The organism is Streptomyces sp. NPDC003393 (genome assembly GCF_053589015.1).
The window spans coordinates 106,962-130,197 of record NZ_JBSFRB010000012.1 but is presented as its reverse complement, the minus strand read 5'-3'; the positions used below and the strand labels follow the sequence as shown (position 1 = coordinate 130,197).

19 protein-coding genes are annotated in these 23,236 nt (G+C 73.5%); 5 read left to right on the top strand and 14 right to left on the bottom strand.

The annotated features are described in order from the left end of the window. Positions 1–12: 12 nt before the first annotated feature. From ACWDUZ_RS15190 to ACWDUZ_RS15150, 9 genes are all read right to left on the bottom strand, one after another. Positions 13–1,035: a glutamate ABC transporter substrate-binding protein gene (locus tag ACWDUZ_RS15190; protein ID WP_451632264.1), complete on the bottom strand. Its 1,023-nt coding sequence runs from the start codon at positions 1,033–1,035 to the stop codon at positions 13–15. Positions 1,036–1,070: 35 nt separating this feature from the next. Continuing rightward, positions 1,071–2,528, bottom strand: coding sequence for a hypothetical protein (locus tag ACWDUZ_RS15185; RefSeq protein ID WP_451632263.1), 1,458 nt, complete (start codon positions 2,526–2,528; stop codon positions 1,071–1,073). Positions 2,529–2,900: 372 nt separating this feature from the next. Beyond that, positions 2,901–3,872, bottom strand: coding sequence for an N-acetylglucosamine kinase (locus tag ACWDUZ_RS15180; protein ID WP_451632262.1), 972 nt, complete (start codon positions 3,870–3,872; stop codon positions 2,901–2,903). Further along, positions 3,863–5,128 carry a 6-phospho-beta-glucosidase gene (locus ACWDUZ_RS15175; protein WP_451632261.1) on the bottom strand — a complete coding sequence of 422 codons (1,266 nt, stop codon included), beginning with the start codon at positions 5,126–5,128 and terminating at the stop codon, positions 3,863–3,865. Before ACWDUZ_RS15175 ends, ACWDUZ_RS15180 begins: the two co-directional genes overlap by 10 nt. A gap of 17 nt (positions 5,129–5,145) precedes the next feature. After that, positions 5,146–6,039, bottom strand: a complete 894-nt coding sequence (locus tag ACWDUZ_RS15170; RefSeq protein ID WP_451632260.1) for a carbohydrate ABC transporter permease — start codon at positions 6,037–6,039, stop codon at positions 5,146–5,148. Positions 6,040–6,041: 2 nt separating this feature from the next. Then, positions 6,042–6,983 carry a carbohydrate ABC transporter permease gene (locus ACWDUZ_RS15165; RefSeq protein ID WP_451632259.1) on the bottom strand — a complete coding sequence of 314 codons (942 nt, stop codon included), beginning with the start codon at positions 6,981–6,983 and terminating at the stop codon, positions 6,042–6,044. Positions 6,984–6,986: 3 nt separating this feature from the next. Beyond that, positions 6,987–8,330 (bottom strand): ABC transporter substrate-binding protein, encoded by a 1,344-nt coding sequence (locus tag ACWDUZ_RS15160; protein WP_451632258.1) that lies wholly within the window; start codon positions 8,328–8,330, stop codon positions 6,987–6,989. Between the two features lie 47 nt (positions 8,331–8,377). Then, positions 8,378–9,589 carry an ROK family transcriptional regulator gene (locus ACWDUZ_RS15155; RefSeq protein WP_451632257.1) on the bottom strand — a complete coding sequence of 404 codons (1,212 nt, stop codon included), beginning with the start codon at positions 9,587–9,589 and terminating at the stop codon, positions 8,378–8,380. Between the two features lie 283 nt (positions 9,590–9,872). After that, on the bottom strand, positions 9,873–10,970 hold the full coding sequence (locus ACWDUZ_RS15150) for a mechanosensitive ion channel family protein (protein ID WP_451632256.1): 1,098 nt from the start codon (positions 10,968–10,970) through the stop codon (positions 9,873–9,875). Between the two features lie 332 nt (positions 10,971–11,302). Here ACWDUZ_RS15150 and ACWDUZ_RS15145 point away from each other — a divergent pair, with 332 nt between their 5' ends. Next, entirely contained in the window at positions 11,303–11,839 is a 537-nt protein-coding gene (locus tag ACWDUZ_RS15145; RefSeq protein WP_306190126.1) for an HNH endonuclease, read from the top strand. A 120-nt stretch (positions 11,840–11,959) separates the two neighbouring features. On the opposite strand, the gene ACWDUZ_RS15140 is transcribed toward ACWDUZ_RS15145, so the two are convergent. The 4 genes from ACWDUZ_RS15140 to ACWDUZ_RS15125 all read right to left on the bottom strand — a co-directional run bounded on the left by ACWDUZ_RS15140 (position 11,960) and on the right by ACWDUZ_RS15125 (position 17,721). Then, positions 11,960–13,333, bottom strand: a complete 1,374-nt coding sequence (locus tag ACWDUZ_RS15140) for an FtsX-like permease family protein (RefSeq protein ID WP_451632255.1) — start codon at positions 13,331–13,333, stop codon at positions 11,960–11,962. After that, the gene (locus tag ACWDUZ_RS15135; RefSeq protein ID WP_451632254.1) at positions 13,330–14,034 is read right to left on the bottom strand and encodes an ABC transporter ATP-binding protein; all 705 of its coding nucleotides are present in this window, start codon (positions 14,032–14,034) and stop codon (positions 13,330–13,332) included. Before ACWDUZ_RS15135 ends, ACWDUZ_RS15140 begins: the two co-directional genes overlap by 4 nt. After that, positions 14,031–14,573 (bottom strand): PadR family transcriptional regulator, encoded by a 543-nt coding sequence (locus tag ACWDUZ_RS15130; protein ID WP_451632253.1) that lies wholly within the window; start codon positions 14,571–14,573, stop codon positions 14,031–14,033. The genes ACWDUZ_RS15135 and ACWDUZ_RS15130 overlap by 4 nt, the downstream gene beginning before the upstream one ends. A gap of 91 nt (positions 14,574–14,664) precedes the next feature. Beyond that, complete coding sequence (locus tag ACWDUZ_RS15125) at positions 14,665–17,721, bottom strand: beta-N-acetylglucosaminidase domain-containing protein (protein WP_451632252.1); 3,057 nt, start codon at positions 17,719–17,721, stop codon at positions 14,665–14,667. Positions 17,722–17,951: 230 nt separating this feature from the next. On the opposite strand from ACWDUZ_RS15125, the gene ACWDUZ_RS15120 reads away from it, so the two are divergent. From ACWDUZ_RS15120 to ACWDUZ_RS15110, 3 genes are read left to right on the top strand one after another with little or no spacing between them, the layout of a single operon-like run. Further along, the gene (locus ACWDUZ_RS15120; protein ID WP_451632251.1) at positions 17,952–18,224 is read left to right on the top strand and encodes a hypothetical protein; all 273 of its coding nucleotides are present in this window, start codon (positions 17,952–17,954) and stop codon (positions 18,222–18,224) included. Positions 18,225–18,242: 18 nt separating this feature from the next. After that, positions 18,243–20,540 (top strand): 4-alpha-glucanotransferase, encoded by a 2,298-nt coding sequence (gene malQ, locus ACWDUZ_RS15115; RefSeq protein ID WP_451632250.1) that lies wholly within the window; start codon positions 18,243–18,245, stop codon positions 20,538–20,540. 47 nt (positions 20,541–20,587) lie between these two features. Next, positions 20,588–20,851 carry a hypothetical protein gene (locus ACWDUZ_RS15110; RefSeq protein WP_451632249.1) on the top strand — a complete coding sequence of 88 codons (264 nt, stop codon included), beginning with the start codon at positions 20,588–20,590 and terminating at the stop codon, positions 20,849–20,851. A gap of 170 nt (positions 20,852–21,021) precedes the next feature. On the opposite strand, the gene ACWDUZ_RS15105 is transcribed toward ACWDUZ_RS15110, so the two are convergent. After that, the gene (locus ACWDUZ_RS15105) at positions 21,022–21,588 is read right to left on the bottom strand and encodes a TetR/AcrR family transcriptional regulator (protein WP_451632248.1); all 567 of its coding nucleotides are present in this window, start codon (positions 21,586–21,588) and stop codon (positions 21,022–21,024) included. A 120-nt stretch (positions 21,589–21,708) separates the two neighbouring features. Between ACWDUZ_RS15105 and ACWDUZ_RS15100 the strand changes: the two genes are divergently transcribed. Beyond that, on the top strand, positions 21,709–23,217 hold the full coding sequence (locus ACWDUZ_RS15100) for an FAD-dependent monooxygenase (protein WP_451632247.1): 1,509 nt from the start codon (positions 21,709–21,711) through the stop codon (positions 23,215–23,217). Positions 23,218–23,236: the final 19 nt, after the last annotated feature.

Genomic DNA, 23,236 nt, shown 5'->3' with positions numbered 1-23,236 from the left:
GGGGCGCCGAGGTCACCGGTAGCGCGGTGTCGGCGGAGTGGCCGACTCCGGATCCATACCCGCCGTGGCGGACAACCACCTGTCGTACGACGCCTTCCAGCCCCCGTCCTTGCGGTAGTTCTCCAGTATCCGGTTGACCTGACGTACCAGATCGTCGGCACCCAGCTTCATCGCCACGCCGTAGTACTCCTTGGTGAACGTGCCGCCCTTCAGCTCCACCGCCGGGTCCTGCGCGGCCTGGCTGGCGGCGAGCGCGCCGTCGGTCACCACCGCGTCCACTTCGCCCAGTTGCAGCCGCACCAGACAGTCGAGCTGGTTGGGGACGGTGGTGGAGATGTCGGTGGAGGCGGGCAGCGTGCCGTCCTTCTTGTCGGCGGCCAGGTGGTCGTAGGCCGTGGAGCCGGTCGCCGAGCACACCTTCCGGCCGGCCAGCGTCTTGTCGTAGCCCTTGATCGGGGACGTCCTCGGGGCGAGGACCTGCTGGCCGGTCAGGAAGTACGGGGCGGAGAACGCCACCTGCTTCAGCCGGTCGCAGGTGATGGTCATGGTGCGCACCACCATGTCGACCCGGCCGCCGCGGATCGCGGGGATGCGCTCGTTGGTGGGGATGGCCCGGAACTTGACCTTGTCCGCGTCGCCGAGGATGTCCTTGGCGATGCGGTGGGCGAGGTCGATGTCGAAGCCCACCAGCGCGCCGGAGGCGTTGTTGGGGTTGCGGTAGCCCCAGCCGTAGCTGTTCTGGTCGACGCCGACCGACAGGTAGCCGCGTTTCCTGATGGCGTCGACGGTGGGGCCGTCGGCGCCCGCGGGGGCCAGGCTCTGGTCCTGGGCGTTGGCGTCCGTGCAGGTGCCGGCCTTGGCCTGGAGGCCCTGTGCCGTGCCCGGGGCCCTGTGACCGGCGCCGGAGGCCGCGCTGTCGTGCGACTGGGTGTGCGGCAGCAGCAGGACGAACGCCAGCGCCAGGGCGCAGACGACCGCCATCGCTCCCACGCCGCCCCAGCCCCTCAGGCCGGTCCGCAGCCGTCGCACTCGCATCCTCGCGCCTCCTTTCACCCCTGTCCCGCTCCCTGTCACCGGTACTCCGACAGCCTGCGCCCGATGCCCAGCAGGGCGCCGGCCGCGCCGAGCACCGTGAGCACCGCGGAACCGACCGGCAGGCCGGTCATCGCGTTCCGCCCGTCCTGTGCGGCGTCCTTGAACTCGCTCGTCTCGTGGGTGAGCGCCGACGCCAGGGAGGCGTCGACGTTGTCGAAGCACACGCCCGTCGACTGGCTCCGGGCGCCGGCGGCGCCGATCACCTTGTCGCGTGCCTGCTGGTAGTCGCCGGAGTCGTTGGCCTTGCGCGCCTGCGCGTGCCGGGACTTCCAGACCTTCATCGACTGGTTCGCGGTCTGTACGGGGCCCCGGCCGGCCGGGTCGTCGGCGAGGGCGGCGGCGCGGGCGAGGGTGTCGCCGAGCGCGCCGATCTCCTGGTCGTACGCCCAGTCGTAGGCGTCCATGACCGTGCCGTCCTTCAGGGTCTTGGTCTCGGCGCCACGGCTGACCAGGGTCAGGTTCTCGTCGCTGCGGGCCTTGAGGGAGGCGATCCGCGCGTCGTGCAGCACGTTCAGCGAGCGGACGCCGTGGGCGTAGGAGCCGTTGAGGCCGGCGCGGGCCACGCTGTGGCCGACGACCAGCCACAGCAGGGCGAGCGTGGTGGCGGCGGTGGCGGCGACCAGGCCGCGGTTGAGGACCCGGTTGGTGCGGCGGTAGGTGCGGTGCTGGGCCCAGGCGAGGCCGGCCAGGGTGAGGACACCGAGGGCGATCGCCGCCCACGGATAGGGCGTGGCGTCGCCGTAGTCCGCGCTCAGGCGCTGGTTCTCCTTCTGGTACAGGTCCTCGGCCGCCGGGAGCATCCGGTTCTGCATGAGGTTGTTGGCGGCGCGCAGATAGGCGCCGCCGACCGGGAATCCCTGCCGGTTGTTGGCGCGGGCCGACTCCACCAGGCCCTTGTAGCGCGGCAGGAGCTCGTTGAGCTTGGTGATGGTGGCAGCGGAGGGCGAGCCGGGGTCGGAGTTGGCGGCGGCGGTGACCAGTCCGGCGGCGGCGGTGCGGACGTCGGACTCGTAGCGCTCGCGAGTGGCCCGCGTCTCCTGAAGGCCCGCCAGATAGCCGCTGGTGGCCATGGTGTTGGCGTCGGCGAGGGAGCGGTAGATGTCGGCGGCGCCGGAGCTGAGGGGCTGGCTGCGGTGCAGCACGTCGTCGGCCGCCGTGGCCCTGTCGGTGGTCTGCCAGGCGGTGACGGCGCCGAAGGCCACGAGGAGCAGGGCGAGGACGGCGCCGATGGCGCGGAGGCGGCCGGGTTCGGTGGTGGCGGCGGCGCGTAGGCGGTCCACGGCCTCGGCGAACGCGGTGCGGCGTGGGGGAGCGGTGGGTGCGGTGGTTCCGGGTGGGGCGGGGGGCGGCACCGGCGGGGGCGGTGTGGCCGGCAAGGTGGGCAGGGCGGGGCCGGGTGGTGGTGCGGAGCTGCTCGCCGGCGAGTGTGTCACTGCTGACCTCCCCCATGGTCATCCATCGCCTCAAGTATCCCCGCCGGTACGGACATCCGCACCGGCCTTCACTGGATCTTGATCGGATCGCAGTGTCCCTGCCCATGAATACGCCGGGCGAGCCGGTTCGGTTCCCCCGGTCCGGGTGACTGCCGCGTGATCGGTTCGTGGGCGGGCCGGGCCGTGGCGGCGCGTCCGGCCCGCCGCACACGGGCGTACGGCCCGGTCCGGCCCGCCGCACACGGGCGTACGGCCCGGAGGAACCACGGCGGGCAGAGGAGGGACCACGGCACGCGGCGAGCCGCGTACGCACCCCGCGGCCCTTCCGCCCTCGCGCGGCCGGCGATGCGCCGGGGCGCCCCCGCCTCGAGGTCAGGAGGCGAAGTGCGTTCGCGCCCTTTCCTGCGCCTCCGGCGGTGCTCCCACGTGGTCCAGGCCCAGGAGGGCCGCGCCCAGGACCGGGCGGGCGGTGACCACGTGGGGGGTGGCCTTCGGGGCACGGGCGGCGAGGTGCGCCCGGATGCCGTCCTCCAGCTGGGGGTGGCGGGCGGCCAGGACGCTGCCGCCCAGCAGGACCGGGGTCTCCTCGGTGAGGAGGTCCAGGCGGCCCAGGGCGACCGTCGCCATGGTGACGACCTCCTCGGCCAGCCGCTCGACGATCGCGTGGGCGATCGGGTCGCCCTGTGCCGCCGTGGTGAACAGGACGGGGGTCAGTTCGTGCCGGCGGTGCTCGTCGACGGTCCTCAGGTGGAGGGCCTCGATGAGGGCGTACATCGACCGGAGGCCGAAGTGGGCGGGCAGCGTGCGGGCCAGCGCCGTGGGCTCGCCGCGGCCGTCCTCGGCGCGGGCGGCGTACCACAGGGCCTCCTCCGCCAGGCCCCAGCCGCCGCCCCAGTCGCCGGAGATGCGGCCGACCGCGGGGAAGCGGGCGGTGCGGCCGTCCGGGCGCATGCCGACGCAGTTGATGCCGGCGCCGCACACCACGGCGACGCCCCGGGGTTCGGCGATGCCGGCCCGCAGGATCGCGAACGTGTCGTTGCGCACCTCGACCGTCGCGCCCCACGCACGCGCGTGCAGGGCCGCCGCCAGCTGTTCCTCCTCGACCGGCAGGTCGGCGTTGGCCAGGCAGGCCGAGACGTGCGAGACGGAGGTGACGCCCGCTGTCACGCAGGCCTCCTCCACCGCCCGGGCGAGGCCGGCCACCGCCGCTTCGACACCCACGGCCGGGGGCCGGAAGCCGCCGCCGCGGGCCGTGGCCAGGACCGTTCCGTCGGCCGCCACGACCGCGACGTCGGTCTTGCTGTTGCCCGCGTCGATGGCGAGGACGCTTGCGGTCAGGCCCACGCGAGGTGCTCCCGGTTGTGTGCGATCAGCTGGTCGGTGAGGGTCTCGGCGTACCCGTACTGACCGACGAGGGGGTGCGCGAGCAGTGCGCGGAAGACGCGCTCGCGGCCGCCGCGCAGGGCCGCCTCCAGGGCCAGGTCCTCGTAGGCGGTGACGGCCGCCACGAGGCCCGCGTAGAGGGGGTCGAGCGGGGCGACGGGCAGGGGGCTCGCGCCCTTGGGACCCACCGCCGCCTGGACCTCGATCACCGCGTCGTCCGGGAGGAAGGGCAGGGTGCCCTTGTTGTGGGTGTTGACCACCTGGTACGGGCTGCCTCCTCCGCCCAGGAGGGCCGCCGCCAGGTCGACGGCCGCCTCCGAGTAGTAGGCGCCGCCGCGCCTGGCGAGCAGCGCGGGCTTCTCGTGGAGGGACGGGTCGCCGTACATCTCCAGCAACTGCTTCTCCATCGCGGCCACTTCGGCGGCCCGGGACGGCTTGGTGCGCAGTTCCGCCACGACCTCGTCGTGGGCGTAGTAGTAGCGCAGGTAGTAGGAGGGGACGACGCCCAGGCGGTCCAGCAGCGGGCGGGGCAGGTGGAGGCCGCCGGCGATGGTGTCGCCGTGCGCGGCCAGGAGGCCGGGCAGCACGTCCCTGCCCTCCGGACCGCCCAGGCGTACGCCGGTCTCCCAGGTGAGGTGGTTCAGGCCGACGTGGTCCAGGTGGATGTCGGCGGGCGCGACGTCGAGCATCGCGGCGAACTTCCGCTGGAAGCCGATCGCCACGTTGCACAGGCCGATCGCGCGGTGGCCGGCCTGGAGCAGGGCACGGGTGACGATGCCGACCGGGTTGGTGAAGTCGATGATCCAGGCGTTCGGGTTGGCGCGGCGGACGCGGTCGGCGATGTCCAGGACGACCGGGACCGTGCGCAGGGCCTTGGCCAGGCCGCCGGCGCCGGTCGTCTCCTGGCCGACGCAGCCGCACTCCAGCGGCCACGTCTCGTCCTGGAGGCGGGCCGCCTGGCCGCCGACCCGGAGCTGGAGCAGGACGGCGTCGGCGCCGTCGACAGCTGCCTCCAGGTCGGAGGTGGTGACGACACGGCCGGGGTGGCCCTGGTGGGCGAAGATGCGGCGGGCCAGGCCGCCGACCAGCTCCAGGCGGTCCGTCGCCGGGTCGACGAGGACCAGTTCCTCGACGGGGAGGGTGTCCCTGAGGCGGGCGAAGCCGTCGACGAGTTCGGGGGTGTAGGTCGAACCGCCGCCGATCACGGTGAGTTTCATCTGTGTTCCTCGGTTCTCTATCCCTTGACTCCGGTGAGCGTGACACCCTCGACGAACGCCTTCTGGGCGAAGAAGAACACGAGGATCACGGGGGCCATGACCAGCACGGTCGCGGCCATGGTGAGGTTCCAGTCGGTGTGGTGGGCGCCCTTGAACGACTCCAGGCCGTAGGAGAGGGTCCAGGCGCCCGGGTTCTCCGAGGCGTAGATCTGCGGGCCGAAGTAGTCGTTCCAGGCGTAGAAGAACTGGAAGAGGGCGACGGCCGCGATGCCCGGCTTCGCCATGGGCAGCACGACCCTGAGCAGGGTGCGCAGTTCGCCGCAGCCGTCGACCCTGGCCGCGTCCAGGTACTCGTTCGGGATGGTCGTCAGGAACTGCCGCAGCAGGAAGACGGAGAACGCGTCGCCGAAGGCCATCGGGATGATCAGCGGCCACAGCGTGCCGGACAGGTCCAGCTGCTGGGCCCAGAACAGGTACATGGGGATGATGATCACCTGCGGGGGCAGCATCATCATCGAGATCACCAGCATGAGCGACAGATTGCGGCCCCGGAAGCGGAACTTGGCGAGGGCGTAGGCCACGGGGATCGAGGACGCGGCCGTCAGGACCGTGCCGGCTCCGGCGTACAGGAGCGTGTTCCGCCACCAGGTGAGGAACCCCGGGGTGTGGAAGACCTTGCTGTAGTTGCCCCATTCCCAGGTGTGCGGGATCAGGTCGCGGCTGAGCGCCTGACTGTCGCTCATCAGCGAGGTCAGCAGGACGAAGACGAAGGGGAGGGCGAAGAAGAGCGCGGCCGCCACGCCGAGGGCGTGGACGGCGATCCACTCCAGGGCGGCTCTGCGACGGGCCGTGCGCGCGGCCGGGGAGGCGGGCGGCTTCAGCGCGACGGGCTTGTCCAGTACCTGGGTCATCGTCAGTCACCTGCCTGGATCAGACCGCCCCGGCGCCGCATCAGGAACGCGGTGAACGCCATCGAAAGGGCGAAGAGAACGAGAGCCACCACGCAGGCCGAGCCGTAGTCGAAGCGCTGGAAGCCGAGGTTGTAGACGAGCTGGGGGAGGGTGAGCGTGGACTTGTCCGGGTAGCCCGGCTCGAACTGCGTGCCCGCGCCCTGGATCACGCCCGAGGCGACCTTTCCGGCGATCAGCGGCTGCGTGTAGTACTGCATGGTCTGGATCACCCCGGTGACCACCGCGAACATCACGATCGGGGAGATGTTGGGCAGGGTCACGTAGCGGAAGCGCTGCCAGGGCGAGGCGCCGTCGAGTTCGGCGGCCTCGTACTGTTCGGTGGGCACGTCGAGCAGCGCGGCCATGAAGATGACCATCAGGTCGCCGACGCCCCACAGGGCGAGCAGGGTCAGGGCCGGCTTGGACCAGGTGGGGTCGTTGAACCAGCCGGGGGCCGGGATGCCGGTCTTCTCCAGCAGGGAGTCCACCGGGCCCGTGCCGGGGTTGAGCAGGAAGGCGAACGCCATGGTCGCCGCCACCGGCGGGGCGAGGTAGGGCAGGTAGAACAGGGTGCGGAAGACGCCCGCGCCCGTCCTGATCTTCGTGATGAGCAGGCCCACGCCGAGCCCGAAGACGACCCGCAGGGTGACCATGACCAGGACCAGCCAGAGGGTGTTGCGCAGGGCCGGCCAGAACAGCGGGTAGTTCTGGAAGACGTAGGTCCAGTTCTTGGTGCCGCTCCACGTCGGCGGCCGGAAGCCGTCGTAGTGCATGAACGAGAAGTAGACCGTCGAGACCAGCGGGTACGCGAAGAAGACCGCGAATCCGATCAGCCACGGTGACATGAAGGCGAGGGTGCGAAGCGCCGACCGGCGGCGCTTCGACGCCAGGGTGACCGTGCTCATCGGCTACTTCGCCTGCGCGATGTCGGTGTCGATCTGCGCGGCCGTCTTCTTCAGGCCGGCCTTGAGATCGGTGGCCTTGCCGCTCTCGTAGTCGTAGCCGAACTGCTGGATCGTCACCAGGTACTGGCCGCCGTTGATGGAGGCGGGCGTGGTGGTGGAGTCGGGGTCGGCCGCGATGTCCAGGAAGGTCTTGAAGCGCTGGTCGTACTTCAGCTTCGGGGACTCCAGGGCGGCCAGGGTGGACGGCACGTTGTGGATGTCGTTGGCGAAGCCGACGACCGCGTCGGTGTCGGTGGTGATGTACTTGACGAGCTCCCAGGCCGCGTTCTGCTTGTGGCTGGTGGCGGCGATGCCCGCGATGGTGCCGGTGATGTAGCCCTTGCCGTACTGGCTCGCCTGGCCGTCGGGGACGGGCAGCGGGGCCACGCCGATCTCGAACTTCGGCTTGGCGTCCACCGCCATGCCCAGCCGCCACTCACCGTCGAGCTGCATGGCGACCTGTCCGGTGTGGAAGGGGTGCTTGGGGCCCCACTCGTCGCCGAGCGTGGCGCGGAACTTCTCCAGCCTCTTGAATCCGCCGAGTTCGTCGACCAGCTTCTTCTGGAGCGTGAAGCCCTGCTCGAAAGCCGGGTCCTCGGCGAGGTTCGACTTGCCGCTCGCGTCGAAGTAGGTCGGGGAGAACTGCGCGAAGTAGTGCTCGGTCGTGGACTCCCAGCCGTGGTAGTCCGGCATGAACCCGAGCTGTTCATAGCCGTCCCCGTCGGGGATCGTGAGCTTCTTGGCGTCCGCCTCGAATTCCGACCAGGTCTTCGGCGGGGCCTTGATGCCGGCCTTCTCGAACGCGGTCTTGTTGTAGTAGAGGCCGTAGGCGTCGCCCAGCAGCGGCACCGTGCAGCGGTTGCCGTCGAACTGCGTGTACTCGTTCATCGCCTTCGGGAACGTCTTCTCCGGGTCGATGGCCGACTTCTCGAAGAAGGGGTTCAGGTCGACCAGCGCGCCCGAGGAGCAGAACTTGCCCACGTTGTTGGTGGTGAAGGAGGAGATCACGTCCGGTGCCTTGTCACCGCCGGTGCGCAGCGCCTGGTTGATCTTGTCGTCGGTCATGTTGCCGACGACGTTGACGTGGATGTTGGGGTGTGCCTTCTCGAAGCCGGTGATCAGGGACTTGACGGCCTTCACCTCGTTCGGCGCGCTCCAGGCGTGCCAGAAGTTGATCGTGGTGTCCTTCGAGGCGTCGTCGTCCGTGCCGCTGCCCGACTGGCCGGTGCAGGCGGTGGCGAGGAGGGCCAGGGAGGCGGTGAGGACGAAGGCCGCTTTTCGGGCAGCCGAGGGTGCGGATGCGGGCATGGCGGGATCTCCCAGGGACGGGGACGGGTGAGGAGGAAGAGGGTGGCTCAGCGGGAGGTGTCGAAGACCTCGTCGCGGGTGGTGGCGAGCGCGCTCTCCAGCGCGCCGCGCAGCACGGGGTGCTCGCGGACGTCGCCGACCACCAGGTGCGGCCGGGAGGCGGCCAGCTCCTCCAGTTCGGCCTGGACGAGAGTGCGCAGCACCTCGCCGCCGGCGGTCAGTGAGGCGCCGCTGAGCACGACGAGTTCGGGGTCGAGGACGGAGACGAGGGAGGCCAGGCCGGTGGCGAGCCGGGTCGCGTACGTCGTCAGCAGGGTGCGGTGGGGGCCGGTGGCGTGGTCGGCGGCGCGGGCGACGAGCGCGGCGGCGGCCTCGGTGTACGGCCCGCCGGGCACGTCCTCGATGCCGAGCTCCCGGGCCAGCCGCGGCAGTGCCTGGGAGCCGGCCAGCTCCTGGTAGCCGCCGCTGTTGGCCCGGATGACCTGGCGGACCAGCGGGGTGCCGGGCACCGGCAGGAAGCCGACCTCGCCCGCGCCGCCGGTCCAGCCGCGGTGCAGCCGGCCGCCGAGGACCAGGGCGGCGCCGAGGCCCGCCTCGTTCCACAGCAGTACGAAGTCCTGGTGGCCGCGGGCGGCGCCCAGGCGCTGCTCGGCGACGGCGACGAGGTTGACGTCGTTCTCGTACTCCACCGGCATCGGCAGGGCGGCGGCCAGCTCGTCGAGAATCGTGAGGGAGTGCCAGCCGGGCAGGTGGGAGGCGTAGCGCAGCCGGCCGGTGTTGGGGTCGAAGGCGCCCGGGGTGCCGATGACCAGCCGGTGGACGTCCGCGCGGGCCAGCCCGGCCGCCTTCACCGCACCGTCCAGGGCGTCGGTGACCTGCTGCACCACGGGCTGGGACGGCTGGCGGCGCGGGGTCGGCAGCTCGAACTCGCCGACCGTGCGGCCGGTGATGTCGGCGACGGCGGCGCGGATGCGCTGCGGGGTGACGTCGAGCCCCGCGGCGTACGCGGCGGCCGGGTTGACCGCGTAGAGCTGGGCGTTGGGGCCCGGACGACCCTCGCTCGTCCCCGTGGCGAGGACCAGTCCGGCGGCCTCCAGCCGGGCCAGGAGCTGGGAGGCCGTCGGCTTGGACAGGCCGGTCAGCTTGCCGATCCGGGTCCGTGAGAGCGGCCCGTGCTCCAGCAGCAGGTCGAGGGCCGCCCGGTCGTTCATGGCGCGCAGGACGCGCGGGGTCCCCGGCGTGCCGGCGGTTCCTGCCATGCCTCTCGCCTCCTGCCCTCGGCCTGCCCGGCCTCCCCACATGATCACCCACGATCCGCGGGGGGTGCACGGCTGTCGCCGGACTTCACTGTTAGGAAGGTTTCCTGTTCGCGTGGAAGGAACCTAGGGCCGAGGCGGAGGGGGCGTCAAGAGAGAACGCCCCCGAGGCGACGGAGTCGTCACCTGCGGGGGCGTGCGCGGGGCGTACGGGGGGCGTGCGGGTCAGGTGGCGGAGGCGAGTGCGGGCCGTGGGCCGGTTCGGTGGCCCACGGCCGCGATGGCGCTACTTGTCGGTCGACCGCTGTGAGGGAGTGATCGGCGTCGCCGCCTTCGTCTGCGGGGAGGCGGCGTCGGAGTACACCGACGGGGCCGCGACCGAGGCCATCGGGTCGGGCGCCTCCTCCTCCGCCGGGGCCGTGGCGCCGCCCACGATGCGGATGTCGGCCGCGTCGAAGGCGCGCTTGATGCGCCAGCGCAGCTCGCGCTCGACGGCCACCGACTTGCCCGGCATGGTCTTGGCCGAGACCCGGACCACCATGGAGTCGATCAGCACGCTGTCCAGGCCCAGCACCTCGACCGGGCTCCACAGGAGCTCGTTCCAGGGCTCCTCCTTGCTCATCCGCTCGGCGACCTCGGTCAGGGTGGCCTTGAGTCCGTCCAGGTCCTCGCTCGCCCGGACGGTCACGTCCACACCGGCCGTCGCCCAGCCCTGGGAGAGGTTGCCGATCCGCTTGACCTCGCCGTTGCGGACGTACCAGATCTCACCGTTGCCGCCGCGCAGCTTGGTCACGCGCAGGCCGACCTCGATCACCTCGCCGGAGGCGACGCCCGCGTCGATCGTGTCGCCGACGCCGTACTGGTCCTCCAAGATCATGAAGACACCGGAGAGGAAGTCCGTGACCAGGTTGCGGGCGCCGAAACCGACCGCCACGCCCGCCACACCGGCAGACGCCAGCAGCGGGGCGAGGTTGATCTTGAAGGTGGACAGGATCATCAGCGCGGCCGTGCCCAGGATCAGGAAGCTCGCCACCGAGCGCAGCACCGAGCCGATCGCCGCGGAGCGCTGCCGCCGCCGCTCGGCGTTGACCAGCAGGCCGCCCAGCGCGGTGCCGCCCGTCTGCTGGGCGTTGCGGTTCATCCGGTCGATGAACTTGGTGATGGCCCGCCGGACCACCACTCTCAGCACGACCGCGATCACCAGGATCAGCACGACCTGGAGGCCGATCGCCAGCCAGGTGGACCAGTTCTGCTCGACCCAGCTCGCGGCCTGGTTCGCGCTCTGCTGGGCGTCCTGGAACGTGGGGACCGTCACGTCCGGCGACTTCGAGGGAGTCGGCGACGGAGACGGACCGGCGGCCGGCAGGACGGCGGGCAAGGACACGGCAGGTACCTCCAGATGCGTCCACCCTCCGGCGCGGCGGTCGATATCGTCGAGATCACGAAGAGGTCACCGGACGGGCAGAGGCACCACACTAACGGGGCACGATGTGTGGGTCGTCGCGATGCGCGAAGGCGCCGCTGCGCAGAAACGGTGCCCACCCGCCTCACCAGGCCGTGTGAACGGCCCGTGACCCGGGGGATGAATCAGGTGTGGTCGAAAACACTCCCAGCCCGTTACCGGGACATGGTGGCGCGTTCACCAGGCATGAGGGGAGACTGACTGCAGATCGTCCCGGCGCGAGCCACGCGCCGCCGGCGTACAAGGAGGCCCCCGTGCCGCATGTCCTGGTCCTCAACGCGTCGTACGAGCCCCTCGGCGTCGTACCGCTCCGCCGCGCGCTCGTCCTCGTGCTCGAGAACAAGGCAGTCTGCCTCGAGGAGTCCGGCGCCCATATGCACAGCGCGTCCCTCACCGTGCCCGCACCCAGCGTGGTCCGGCTCAAGCGCTTCGTCCGGGTTCCCTATCGGGGACCCGTTCCGCTGACGAGGCGAGCGCTCTTCGCCCGCGACGGCGGCCGCTGCATGTACTGCGGCGGCGTGGCCACCAGCGTCGACCACGTCATCCCGCGCTCGCGCGGTGGCCGGCACGCCTGGGACAACGTGGTGGCCTCGTGCCGCCGCTGCAACCACGTCAAGGCCGACCGCCACCTCGTGGAGCTGGGCTGGCGCCTGCGCCACACACCCGCTCCGCCCACCGGTCTGGCCTGGCGCATCATCGGCACCGGCCATAGGGACCCGCGCTGGCTGCCCTACCTGCAGCCGTACGGCGCGGACGACGCCCTGGCCCGGATCGACGGCATCTCCGCCTGACGATCCGGGCCTTCCTCGCCCCGGGCCTGCCGGACAGCCCCAGCTCCTGTCCGGCGGGCACCACCCCAGGGCTGTCCCGCAATGCCCGGCCTACGGCACCTCGCCGTGTCGTCGGACCCTTCAGGCGTACCGCAGCTCCCCCGGCCGTACCGTGCGCCGCAGCAACGGCAGGGCTGCCGCGGCGGCCAGCAGGCAGGCGGCGTACACGCCGGCCGGGACCAGCAGGGCCGCGTACGGCACCGACCAGCCGGTGGCGCCGTCGGACGCCACCGCGGCGTAGGCGGTGCCGACGGCCAGCCCGCCCGCGCCCGCCACCAGGGTGGCCGGGGCCAGCGGCAGCGCGGTCTCCAGCAGCAGCGCCCGGGCGAGCACCGCCCGTGGCACCCCGGCGCCGACCTGGGCGGCCAGGCCCCGGCGCCGGGTGGCGAGGGACTCCGCGGTGCCGACGGCGAGCGCGACGAGGACGAACACCAGGGCGAGGCCGATGGCCGCGGTCGTCAGGTCCACGCCGGTGGTGTAGAAGGCCATGTCCACCCCGAGCGAGCCCCGGCGACGCTTCTCCTCCAGGTCGGCCAGCAGTGCCTGCCGGACCCCCACGAACCCGGTCCCGACGACCGTGACCAGCAGCACCGCCGCATGCGCACGGGCCGCCGCCCATGGGTCGTCCCGCAGCCGCTCGGACGCGATCAGCACCGCGGAGGAGCCGGTCCGGGCCGCGAGCAGCCGCCCGGTCAGCCCGGACACGGTGCCCGTGAGCCACACCGTGCCCACACCGACCGCCAGCACGGCCGCGAACACCACGAGCGGCATGAGGCCATGGCGCGAACCGGTGGTGGTACCGGCGGACGTACTGGCCACGGCGAGCGGTGCCGCCACGACCACGACCAGCAGCGCGCCGAGGAACGTCAGCCCGGGGCCCCGCCCGGTCCGGGGCCGGCCGCGCCGCGCCCAGCCGAGCGGCGAGGTCACCACCCGGCGCAGCGCCAGCACCCCGGCCGCCGTGCCCAGCACCGGCACACCCGCCGCGATCAGCGCGATCCCGGCCCAGGCCAGGGCCGGGGGCCGCTGCCACACACCCGGCAGCACCGGCACCGCCACCACGGTGGCGAGCACCGAGCCCAGCAGACAGGTCAGGCCCGTCTCCAGTGCGACGATCCGCCGGACCCGGCCCGGCTCCGCACCCGTCAGCCGCAGCGCGGCCGCGCGCCGGTCCCGGTGCACCGCGCCGATCCGGGTGCACTGGCCGAGGAAGCCGAGCACCGGAACCAGCAGCAGCGACAGCCCGACGATCACCCCGGAGCGCTCACCGGGATCGTCCAGCAGGCCGTGACCGAAGGAGAAGGAGTGGTGCCCGCGCACCGAGGCGAGCACGGCCGCCGCGAACCCCAGGCCCGCCGCGCACATCGCCCCCACCGCCGTGAGCCCGATCCGCCACCACTCCTGCCGGTCGGACCCCCGTACGAGCAGCCAGGCCAGCCGCAGATCGGTTCTCACGCGCGCACCTCCGGCCCCGCCGTCACGCCGTCCCGCATCACGCCGTCCTCCAGCCGCACCTCGCGGTCCGCGTACGCCGCCACCTGGGCGTCGTGCGTGACCACCAGCACCGCGGCGCCCGTCTCCCGGGCCGTGCGCACCAGCGCCGCCATCACCTGCTCGCTCGCCAGCGAGTCCAGCGCCCCCGTCGGCTCGTCCGCGAAGACGACCCTCGGGCCGGTCACCAGCGCTCGCGCCAGCGCCACGCGCTGCGCCTGGCCGCCGCTGAGCTGCCCCGGCCGCAGTTCCCGCTGTTCCCCCGCGCCGAACCGCTCCAGCCAGTCGGCCGCACGTGCCTGGGCCGCCCCCCGCGCGGTCCCGGCCAGCATCAGCGGCAGTGCCACGTTGTCCAGGGCCGTCAGCTCCGGGATCAGCTGGCCGAACTGGAACACCACGCCGAAAGCGGTGCGGCGCAGTTCGCTCAGCCGCCGCTCGGGCAGGGTGTCGACGCGTTCCCCGGCGTACGTGACCGATCCCTCGTCCGGGGAGGCGATGCCGGCCAGGCAGTGCAGCAGCGTGGACTTCCCGCTGCCGCTCGGGCCGGTCACGGCGACGATCTCGCCGGCCCCGAGTTCCAGGGCGGCCCCGCGCAGCGCCGGGGTCCTGCCGTGCGCCTTGACGAGGTCACGAGCCACCACAAGGGGCTCGGGTCGGTTGCTCATGCTCGGTCGGCCTCCGTGGTCACAGTGGTCAAGGTGGTGAGCCGGGCCTGGGTGGTGGTCATCCAGCGCAGGTCGGCGTCGAGGTGGTTGAGGGCGTAGTCCGCGGCCAGCACGGTCGCCAGTTCGGCGTCCGGAGCGGTCTTGAGCGCGGTCAGCTCCCGCATCCGCTCCATGTGGGCGGCGCGCTGCGCGAGCAGATGGGCGGCCGGGTCGCCGTCGGTGAGGATCGCGACGACGACCTTGGCGAAGATCTCGTTCGTCACGAACGGCGCGGGCGGGGTGATCTGCCCGGCCCAGTCGGCCGCTTCCCGGGCGCCGTTCTCGGTGAGGCGGTACAGCGTCCGCTCCGGTCCGCCGTCGGCGTCCGTGCCGGCCACCTCCGCGAGACCGTCGCGGACCAGCCGTTGCAGGGTCGTGTACACCTGCCCGTAGGCCAGCGGGCGGGCCTGCGGGAAGTGGTCGTCGTGGCGTCGCTTGAGGTCGTAGCCATGGCTCGGACCTCTGGCGAGCAGGCCCAGCAGGATGTGTCGGGTGCTCATGGAGATCATTATGTACTCAGTACATGTACTGAGTGAATAGCTGGGCGCGATCAATCGTCCGGACGAAGGGACTCCGCATGCCGGGGACGTCTCAGTCCGCCACCGCGTACGCCTCCACCGACCACAGCGAATAGCCGTACCGGGTGGCCCGCTTCTGGCCCTGGACGCGGACGAAGCGCACGTCCTGCTCGTCCGTCCCCACCGTCTCCCGGCCGCCCCGGCCGTCCGTCACCGAGGCGGCGGTGCGCCAGCGGCGGCCGTCCGAGGAGACCTGGATCCGGTAGGCCGACGCGTACGCGTCCTGCCAGTGCAGAACCACCCGGCCCAGCCGCACCGGACGGGCCAGCTCCACCTGCCACCAGGCGCCGTCGTCGACGGGCGACGACCAACGGGTGCGCGGGTCCCCGTCGTTGGCGGCGGACGCCGGGAAGTCGGGCGTCTCGTCGCCGGACGAACGCGCCGTCCCGGTACGGGCCACGTCGCCCCCGGCGGTGCGCGGGAAGGCTCGGACGGTGAGCGTGCGGGTGACTCCGGCGAAGGCGACGCGGACGTCGTAGGACCGGGTGGCCGCGGTGGGCGGCACGGTCACCTCGAGGGGTACGTCGACCTCGGTGCCGCGCGGCACCGTCAGCGCGGCGGCCGGGACACGGACCTCGATGCCCTCGGGAGCCGCCACGGTGACCTTGTCGTGCACGTCCGCGGGTCCGCGCGCGCTCAGCCGGGCGGTCAGCCGCTCCGTGCCGCCGATCTCCGCATCCGTCCGCGGGCGCGGCAGCTCCAGACCGGCGGCGGGCGTGTCGGCGAACCACGGGACCACGTGACGGACCCGGGAGGACCCGGGGCCGGTGACGCGGACGGCGTCGACGGGCGTGCCCGCGGCCGGCCGGGCGACGGCCGGCGGACGCGTCCAGGCGCCCGACACCGGGGCCGAGGACGGCGGCCGGGGCGGCCAGAGGCCCGGCGGGCGCGTCGTCGTGCCGGTGGGTGCGCCGCCGGTCCCCGGGAGCTGTCCGACCGTCAGTTCCGTGGCGCCCCGCTCCGCCAGCGCCCCGACGCGCTGCCAACCTCTTCCGGCGACGTGCGCCTCGACGGTCCCGCCGGTCCCGGGATCCGCCAGCACGCTCACGGCGATGAGGGGGCGGGGGCGCGGCAGCCGCACCACCGCCCGGCCGTCCTCGCTCCCGATTCGCGCGCCGGCGGACGCCTGCCCGGTCAGGCCGGCCCAGGTCTCGTACGCCTGCCGCGCCCGGTCGAGGAAGGGATCCAGCACGCCCTTGCCGACGGTCACCCCGGCACGCCCGGCCTCGTCCCGCAGCCGGCCGAGCGTGCGGTACGCCGCCCAGGCGCCGGCCGCGTCGCCCGTGCGCTGCGCGCGCAGCATGCCGAGCGCGGCCGTGCCCGCCGCGCCGTAGCGGGCCAGCTGCCGCGACCACGGGGCGACTTCCGCGGCGAGGCCGGGGTCGGCGGCGAGCGCGCCGGGGGTCCGGCCCAACTCGGTGAAGGCGGCGCGCAGTCGCTCCTCGGCGGTCTCGTTCGCGGTGCGGTCCGTCGTCGTGCGGGCCCGCCACAGGGCGGCGATCAGCGGGCGCAGATACGCCGACTCGGTGCCGCCGAGCACCGAGGAGGCGTCGTTCCCGGCCAGCGCCGACAGAGCCCGCTCCCGCCGTCCGTCGCCCGCCGCCAGGTCGGCGATCGCCGCCCGCCAGGAGTCCTGCGGGCGGTAGTCGCGCGGGTTCCACGCGTAGTCGGCGGCGGTGAACAGCGGGATGCGGGAGGCCTCGGCCTGCTGCATGGCGTTGGCGAGCAGGGCGGCCGAGCCGTTCGCGACCGCCGGTTCCCGGCCGGTGTAGGGGCCGAGGAAGATCCGGTCCTCGGCGTAGTCGTTCACCGGGTAGTTGTCCATGGTCACCAGCGGATGCCCGAACGCCTCGCGGACGCCGGCGAGTTCGCCGCCCGTGATGGTTCGCGGCACGACGCCCACCCCTGTCCAGGCCACCTGCACCGACTCGTCCAGCTCGCCCGCCAGCGCCCGTCGGTAGGGGGTGGCGCCGTCCTGGTAGAACTCGGTCGGCAGCAACGACAGGGGCGCCGCGTCCGGGTGGCGTTCCGTCAGGTGCCGGGCGAGCGCGTTCGCGACCCGTGCCTGCGCCCGCGCCGCCGCTTCGGGGCCGGACCCGAACCGGTCCGGGTCCGCGCCGCAGTGCCACTCGCTGTAGCTGACGTCCTGGAACTGGAGCTGGAAGGCCCGGAAGCCCAGCGCCCACATCGCGTCCAGCTTGCGCGTGAGCGCCCGTACGTCGGCGTCCGAGGTGAAGCACAGGGACTGGCCCGGCGCCACCGCCCAGGCGAGCGTGACGTGGTTGCGGCGCGCCCGCTCGGCCAGTTCGCGGAAGGCCGCCCGCTGCGCCGCCGGGTACGGCTCACGCCACCGGCCCCGGCGGTAGAGGTCGTCGCCGGGGGCGTACAGGTAGCGGTTCTGCTTGGTGCGGCCCATGAAGTCGAGCTGCGCGAGCCGCTGTTCGTGCGTCCACGGGGTGCCGTAGAAGCCCTCGGTGGTGCCGCGCACGGCGGTGCCGGGCCAGTCCCGGACCGAGACGCCGGGGATCGTGCCGTCGGGGCGCACCAGCTGCCGCAGCGTCTGCACGGCGTGGAACAGGCCGTCCTCGCCGACGCCGGTGAGGGTGACGGCGGCGGCGCCGCTCGCGGACGGGTGGGCGCGGTCGTGACCGACGGTGACGAGGTAGCCGCCGGAGGGCAGTGCGTGGCGCGGATCACCGTGCGGCCGTTCGGTGCGGGCCCGGACCACCAGGGTCCCCGCCGGGACCGGATCGGCCGCGTCGAGGTCCGTGACGGTCCGGGCCCCGGCGCCGCGCAGCAGCGCGCGCAGCGCGTCGAGGGCGTAGGGGTCCGCCGACGGGTCGGCGATCAGGGCGACCCGTCGGCGGACCGTGACCGCGCTGCCGGTGGTGCGCAAGGACTGGGGGCGGGGCCAGACGGTGACGCCTCGGGAGGCGGAGACGGGGGAGGTGCCGGTGCCGATGCCCGGGGCCGCCGGCGGTGCCGCGACGGCCGCCGGCGCGGCCGTGAGGGTCCCGGCGACGACGGCGAACGCGAGTGCGACCGCCCCCTTTCCGCGCCGAACCTGCACGGCCCCTCCTTCGTCGTTCGGAATCCCACACGGCGGTGTCGAGGAGTGTCGAGCCCACCACTCGGCGGGGACGGGTGTCAATGAGAGTGGCCGCTGTGCCTACTTTGCCCCACCCTGAAGAAGCGGAATGTGACCCGCGGCATGTCGTTCGGCGTTGTACGTCTGCCGTCGCGTGCACTGGGTAGGGCTGCGGTAATCCGCACTGCTGCCGTACTCGACGAGGAGACCCCGTGTCCGCACCCGCTCACCTTCTGCTCCCGGCCCTGTCCGACACGGCCCTGTCCAAACCCTGGGCGGAACCGGTTCCGCACCCGGGTCCGGCCGCCGACGATTCCCGCCCGGACGTCTTCAGCGCGGAGGGCGCCCGCGCCGAGCTGCCGCTGACCAGCGAACCTCCGCTGCCCGACGCCGAGCCGCTGACCAGCGAACCGCCGCTGGCCGAGGCGCCTCCCCTGACCAGCGAGTCCGCCGCCGACCCGGACCCCAGCGGCACGGAGTACTAGGAGTTGCAGGAGTGATGGATGACAGCGCCCCGGCCGGCCGAACCTCTTGACGACGAGCTGACCCGGCTCGCCGTGCTGCACGGCGTCGCCACCTCCTACAGCCCCTCGCCGGGCCGTACGGTGGCCGCCTCCGCCGCGGCGGTGGCCGCGGCGCTGGCCGCCCTGGACGTCGACGCCGGCACCCCCGAGGCCACCCGAGCCGCACTCGCCGCCCGCGAACGGCACCTGGCGCGGCGACTGCTCCCGCCCACGGTGGTCCACTGGAACGACGACGACAGCCCCGGACGCCGGGACCCGGACGTCCCCGGCCCGGACCTCGGCGGCTCCGCCGGCAGCGGTGGCTCGGAGGGCCGGAACACCAGCCCGCCCGGCGGGAACACGAGCCTGCTCGACCGGGAGACGAGCCTCGCCGCCGTTCTCGCCGGGCTGCCGCCCGGGACCCGGCTGAGCGTCGAGACCGAGCAGGGCGAGACGCGCTCCACGGTGGACCGCGACCTGCCACCGGGCGTCCACCGGCTGACCGCCACCGCCCCCGACGGCCGTACCGGCGAAGCCCATCTGATCGTCGCCCCGCCTCGGCTGCCCACCCCGTCCAGGCGCTCCTACGGGCTGCTCGTCCAGCTGTACTCCCTCCTCTCCCGCCGCTCCTGGGGCATGGGCGACCTCGGCGACCTGGCCGAGCTGAGCGCCTGGGCGGGACGCTCGCTGGGCGCCGGGTTCGTCCAGGTCAACCCGCTGCACGCGGCCGTGCCCGGCGCGCCCACCGACCCCTCTCCCTACCGGCCCTCCTCCCGCCGCTTCCCGGACCCGGTGCACCTGCGCGTCGAGGACGTGCCCGAGTTCGCCTACGTCACGGACGACGCCGACCGCGAGCGCCTGCGCGCCCTGCTGGAGCGGGCCGAACGGCTGCGCGCCGCCGTCCTCGACAAGGGCGCCCTGATCGACCGGGACGCGGTGTGGGAGCTGAAACGCGAGGCACTTCGATCGGTGCTCCGAGTACAGCTCGGCCCCGGCCGCCGTGCCGCCTACGCCGACTTCCTCGCCCGGGAGGGCCGGGCGCTGGAGGACCACGCCACCTGGTGCGCCCTGGCGGAGGTGCACGGATCGGACTGGAGGCGGTGGCCGGAGGGGCTCCGCGACCCGCGCTCCGCCGAGACCGCGCGCGCCCGCGCCGCACTCATGGACCGCGTCGACTTCCACTCCCGCCTCGCCTGGCTCACCGACGCACAGCTCACCGCCGCCCAGCGCACCGCCCGTGAGGCCGGCATGCCGATCGGGATCGTGCACGACCTCGCCGTCGGGGTGCACCCCGACGGCGCCGACGCCTGGGCGCAGCAGGACCACTTCGCGGCCGGCATGTCGGCCGGCGCCCCACCGGACGCGTTCAACGCGCGCGGCCAGGACTGGGGCCTGCCCCCCTGGCGTCCCGACCGCCTCGCCACATCCGGCTACGCGCCCTTCCGCCGCCTGCTGCGCGCCCTCTTCCACTACGCGGGGGCCCTGCGCATCGACCATGTGATGGGGCTGTTCCGGCTGTGGTGGGTGCCGCAGGGCCGTCCGCCCACGGAGGGCACGTACGTCCGCTACGACGCCGAGGCCATGCTCGCGATCCTGGTGCTGGAGGCCGCGCGGGCGGGCTCCGTGGTGATCGGCGAGGACCTGGGCACCGTCGAGCCCGGCGTGCGCGAAGCCCTGGACCGGCGTGGAGTGCTCGGTACGTCCGTGCTGTGGTTCGAACGGGACTGGGCGGGCGACGGCCGCCCGCTGCCGCCCGAACGCTGGCGGGCCGACTGCCTGGCCACCGCGACCACCCACGACCTGCCGTCCACCGCCGCCCGCCTCACCGGCGAGCACGTCGAGCTGCGCGACCGCCTCGGCCTGCTGACCCGCCCGCTGGAGCAGGAGCGGACGGAGGCCGCCACGGACACCGGTGAGTGGCTGGCGCTGCTGACCGCACTGGGGCTGCTGCGGGGCATGGGCGGCGGTCACTGCGCGGCCGACGAGGAGGCGGAGATCCGGGCCGTCCACCGCTTCCTGCTGCGCACCCCCGCCCGCATGATCGGCCTGTGGCTGCCGGACACCGTCGGCGACCGCCGCCCGCAGAACCTCCCCGGCACCTGGGACCAGTACCCGAACTGGCGGCTGCCCGTCGCCGACGCCGAGGGCCGCCCGGTGACCCTGGAGGACCTGGCCGCCTCCCCGCGCCTGCACGCCCTGACGGACATGCTGCGGGCGGGGGTGCGGGGAGAGGCGGACGGGAGGGGAGAGGAGGACCGGGCGCGGGCCGGTGAGGGGGCCGCCCGGAACGGCACATAGGGCACCCCGGACGCGCGCCGCGTTCCGGCGTTCGCTACGTTGGCATCGTGGACAAGAAGAAAGCCCTGCGCGCCGGCACCCTGGCGGCCGGTACGACGCTGATGATGCTGCTCATGTCGTCCCCCGCGTTCGCGGTGATGCGCGACGACGGTGACGACCCCGGCCCGGGGCTGAGCGTCGCCGAGACGCTGGGTATCTTCGTCGGCATCCCGCTCCTGCTGTTCCTCGTCATCGCGGGCCTGGTCATGGCCCTGGACAAGTCCCGCAAGCAGGACACCGGGCGTGACGTGAACATCCGGGCCAAGGCCTGACCGAGGGCCTGCCGGGTCCTCCACCCTCCGCTTTCTCCGCCGAGGGCGTCACCCCGCCTCCGTACGCACCGCCGTACGGGGCGAGGGGCGCCCTCGGCGCGTTTTTCCGGAACACGGGGCCCGCGGGCGGCCCGGCGTGGCTCCGCCGGGCACGCGGCCGCCGGCGGCGGTCAGGGGTGCGCCGCGGTCAGGTACCGCTGCACTGTGGGCGCCAGCCAGGCGAGGATCTCCTCGCTCGCCAGGGCGACGACGGCCGGGATGCGCAGCACATAGCGGGTGAGGGCGAGACCCAGCAGCTGTGAGACGACCAGCGCGGCCCGCTGGGGCACCTGCTCGGGGTCGGGGCACACCGCCTGGGCGACCGGCACCAGCTGCTCCCTGAACACCTGCTGCAAGCGCTCGGCGCCTGCCGGGTTGGTGACGCCCACCCGCAGGATCGCGGTGAGTTCCCCGTTCTCCTCCCACAGCCGCAGAAAGTGCGACACCAGCGCGCGGCCGACCTCCTCGCGGGGCAGCGCGGCGACGTCCGGCAGGCGCAGGTCGGGGGAGACGACCGCCGCGAACAGGCCCTCCTTGTTGCCGTAGTACCGCATCACCATCGACGGGTCGATCTTGGCGTCCCTGGCGATCGCCCGGATGGTGGCCCGTTCGTACCCGTCGGCGGCGAACCGGGCGCGGGCCGCGTCGAGGATGGCGGTACGAGTGGCGTCGGAGCGTCGGGGAGGGGTCACAGACATGCCGACGATCGTAGGCCAACATTCGTTGGCCAACAAGTGTTGACTGCCCTGGGGTGGCGGGCCTACCGTTGCCTACAAGCGTTGGCCAACAAGTGTTGATGGGATGTCCAGGAGGCCACCATGACCGGCACCACGGGAAGCACCGCCCCCACCGTCATCGTCGTCGGCGCCGGCCCCACCGGGCTCCTCCTCGCGGGCGACCTCGCTGCCGCCGGAGTCCGTGTCACCCTCGTCGAGAAGCGCCCGCACCGGATCAGCAACCTCTCCCGCGCCTTCGTCCTGCACGCCCGCACCCTCGAGCAGCTCGACGCCCGCCCGTCGTCGGCCACCACCCTCGACGGACACGCTTCGCGCGCACCTCTTTCGCGGAGCCTCGCCGACGACCTGGAGGCCGTCGGCCGCCCCCTCGGCCGGCTGCGGCTCTTCGACCGGCTGTCCCTCGACCTCGACGCCCTGCCGTCCCGGTTCAACCATGTGCTCGTCCTCCCGCAGTACGAGGTGGAGAAGGTCCTGGAGCGGCGCGCGGTCGAGGCCGGCGTGGAGTTCCGCCACGAGTCCGAGGTGACCGCGCTGACCCAGGACCCGGACGGCGTCACCGTCGAGGTCCAGGGGCCCGACGGACGCCCCGAGTCGCTGCGGGCGGCCTATGCCGTCGGCACCGACGGGATGCGCAGCCGGGTGCGCGAGGCGGTCGGGCTGCCGTTCCCGGGGCACTCCGTGATCCGCTCCGTGGTACTCGCGGACGTGCGGCTCGCCGAACCGCCCGAGACCCTGCTGACCGTCAACACCGCCGGTGACGCCTTCGCGTTCCTCGCGCCCTTCGCCGACGGCTACCACCGCGTGATCTGCTGGGACCGCGGCCGGAACGTCCCCGACCACGCGCCGGTCGACCTCGACGAGGTCAGGGAGATCACCCGGCGCGCCCTCGGCCGCGACTTCGGCATGCACGACGCCCGCTGGACGTCACGCTTCCACAGCGACGAGCGCCAGGTTCCCGCCTACCGGGTCGGCAGGGTGCTCCTCGCCGGCGACGCCGCCCACGTCCACAGCCCGGCCGGCGGCCAGGGCATGAACACCGGCCTCCAGGACGCGGCCAACCTCGGCTGGAAGCTGGCCCAGGTCGTCACCGGCCACGCCCCCGAGTCGCTCCTCGACACCTACGAGGCCGAACGCCACCCGGTGGGCAGGGCCGTCCTGCGCAGCAGCGGCGGCATCGTCCGCCTCGCCATGGCCAAGCGCCCCTGGACCCTGGCCCTGCGGGCCGCCCTGGTCACCTTCCTCGGCCTCTGCGGCCCGGCTCGTCGCAAGGTGGCCGGCCGGATCTCCGGTGTCGGCTTCCACTACGCGGCTCCCCGCGGCTCGCACCGCCTCGTCGGCACCCGCGTACCGGACCTCGCCCTCGCGGGCGGCGGCCGGCTCTACGAGGCGCTGCGCGGCGGCCGGTTCGTGCTGGTGGCGCCGCGCACCCAGGAGGTCGCGCCGGAGCGCGCCACCCGGCTGACCGCGGCGCGCTGGGCGAGCGACCGCCGCACCGCCCTGCTGGTCCGCCCCGACGGCTACGTGGCCTGGGCCGCGGACGCGGCCGACGACGCCGCGGTCGAGGCCGCGCTCGCCGCCCACGTGGGCTGAGGCCCGCCCCGCCCCCGCG

What these genes read in the sequence shown, in the direction of transcription:
- ACWDUZ_RS15190 (WP_451632264.1), bottom strand. Translation starts at nt 1,035, where the DNA reads ATGCGAGTGCGACGGCTGCGGACCGGCCTGAGGGGCTGGGGCGGCGTG.
- ACWDUZ_RS15175 (WP_451632261.1), bottom strand. Translation starts at nt 5,128, where the DNA reads ATGAAACTCACCGTGATCGGCGGCGGTTCGACCTACACCCCCGAACTC.
- ACWDUZ_RS15170 (WP_451632260.1), bottom strand. Translation starts at nt 6,039, where the DNA reads ATGACCCAGGTACTGGACAAGCCCGTCGCGCTGAAGCCGCCCGCCTCC.
- ACWDUZ_RS15165 (WP_451632259.1), bottom strand. Translation starts at nt 6,983, where the DNA reads ATGAGCACGGTCACCCTGGCGTCGAAGCGCCGCCGGTCGGCGCTTCGC.
- ACWDUZ_RS15160 (WP_451632258.1), bottom strand. Translation starts at nt 8,330, where the DNA reads ATGCCCGCATCCGCACCCTCGGCTGCCCGAAAAGCGGCCTTCGTCCTC.
- ACWDUZ_RS15155 (WP_451632257.1), bottom strand. Translation starts at nt 9,589, where the DNA reads ATGGCAGGAACCGCCGGCACGCCGGGGACCCCGCGCGTCCTGCGCGCC.
- ACWDUZ_RS15135 (WP_451632254.1), bottom strand. Translation starts at nt 14,034, where the DNA reads ATGAGCAACCGACCCGAGCCCCTTGTGGTGGCTCGTGACCTCGTCAAG.
- ACWDUZ_RS15130 (WP_451632253.1), bottom strand. Translation starts at nt 14,573, where the DNA reads ATGAGCACCCGACACATCCTGCTGGGCCTGCTCGCCAGAGGTCCGAGC.
- malQ (WP_451632250.1), top strand. Translation starts at nt 18,243, where the DNA reads ATGACAGCGCCCCGGCCGGCCGAACCTCTTGACGACGAGCTGACCCGG.
- ACWDUZ_RS15105 (WP_451632248.1), bottom strand. Translation starts at nt 21,588, where the DNA reads ATGTCTGTGACCCCTCCCCGACGCTCCGACGCCACTCGTACCGCCATC.
- ACWDUZ_RS15100 (WP_451632247.1), top strand. Translation starts at nt 21,709, where the DNA reads ATGACCGGCACCACGGGAAGCACCGCCCCCACCGTCATCGTCGTCGGC.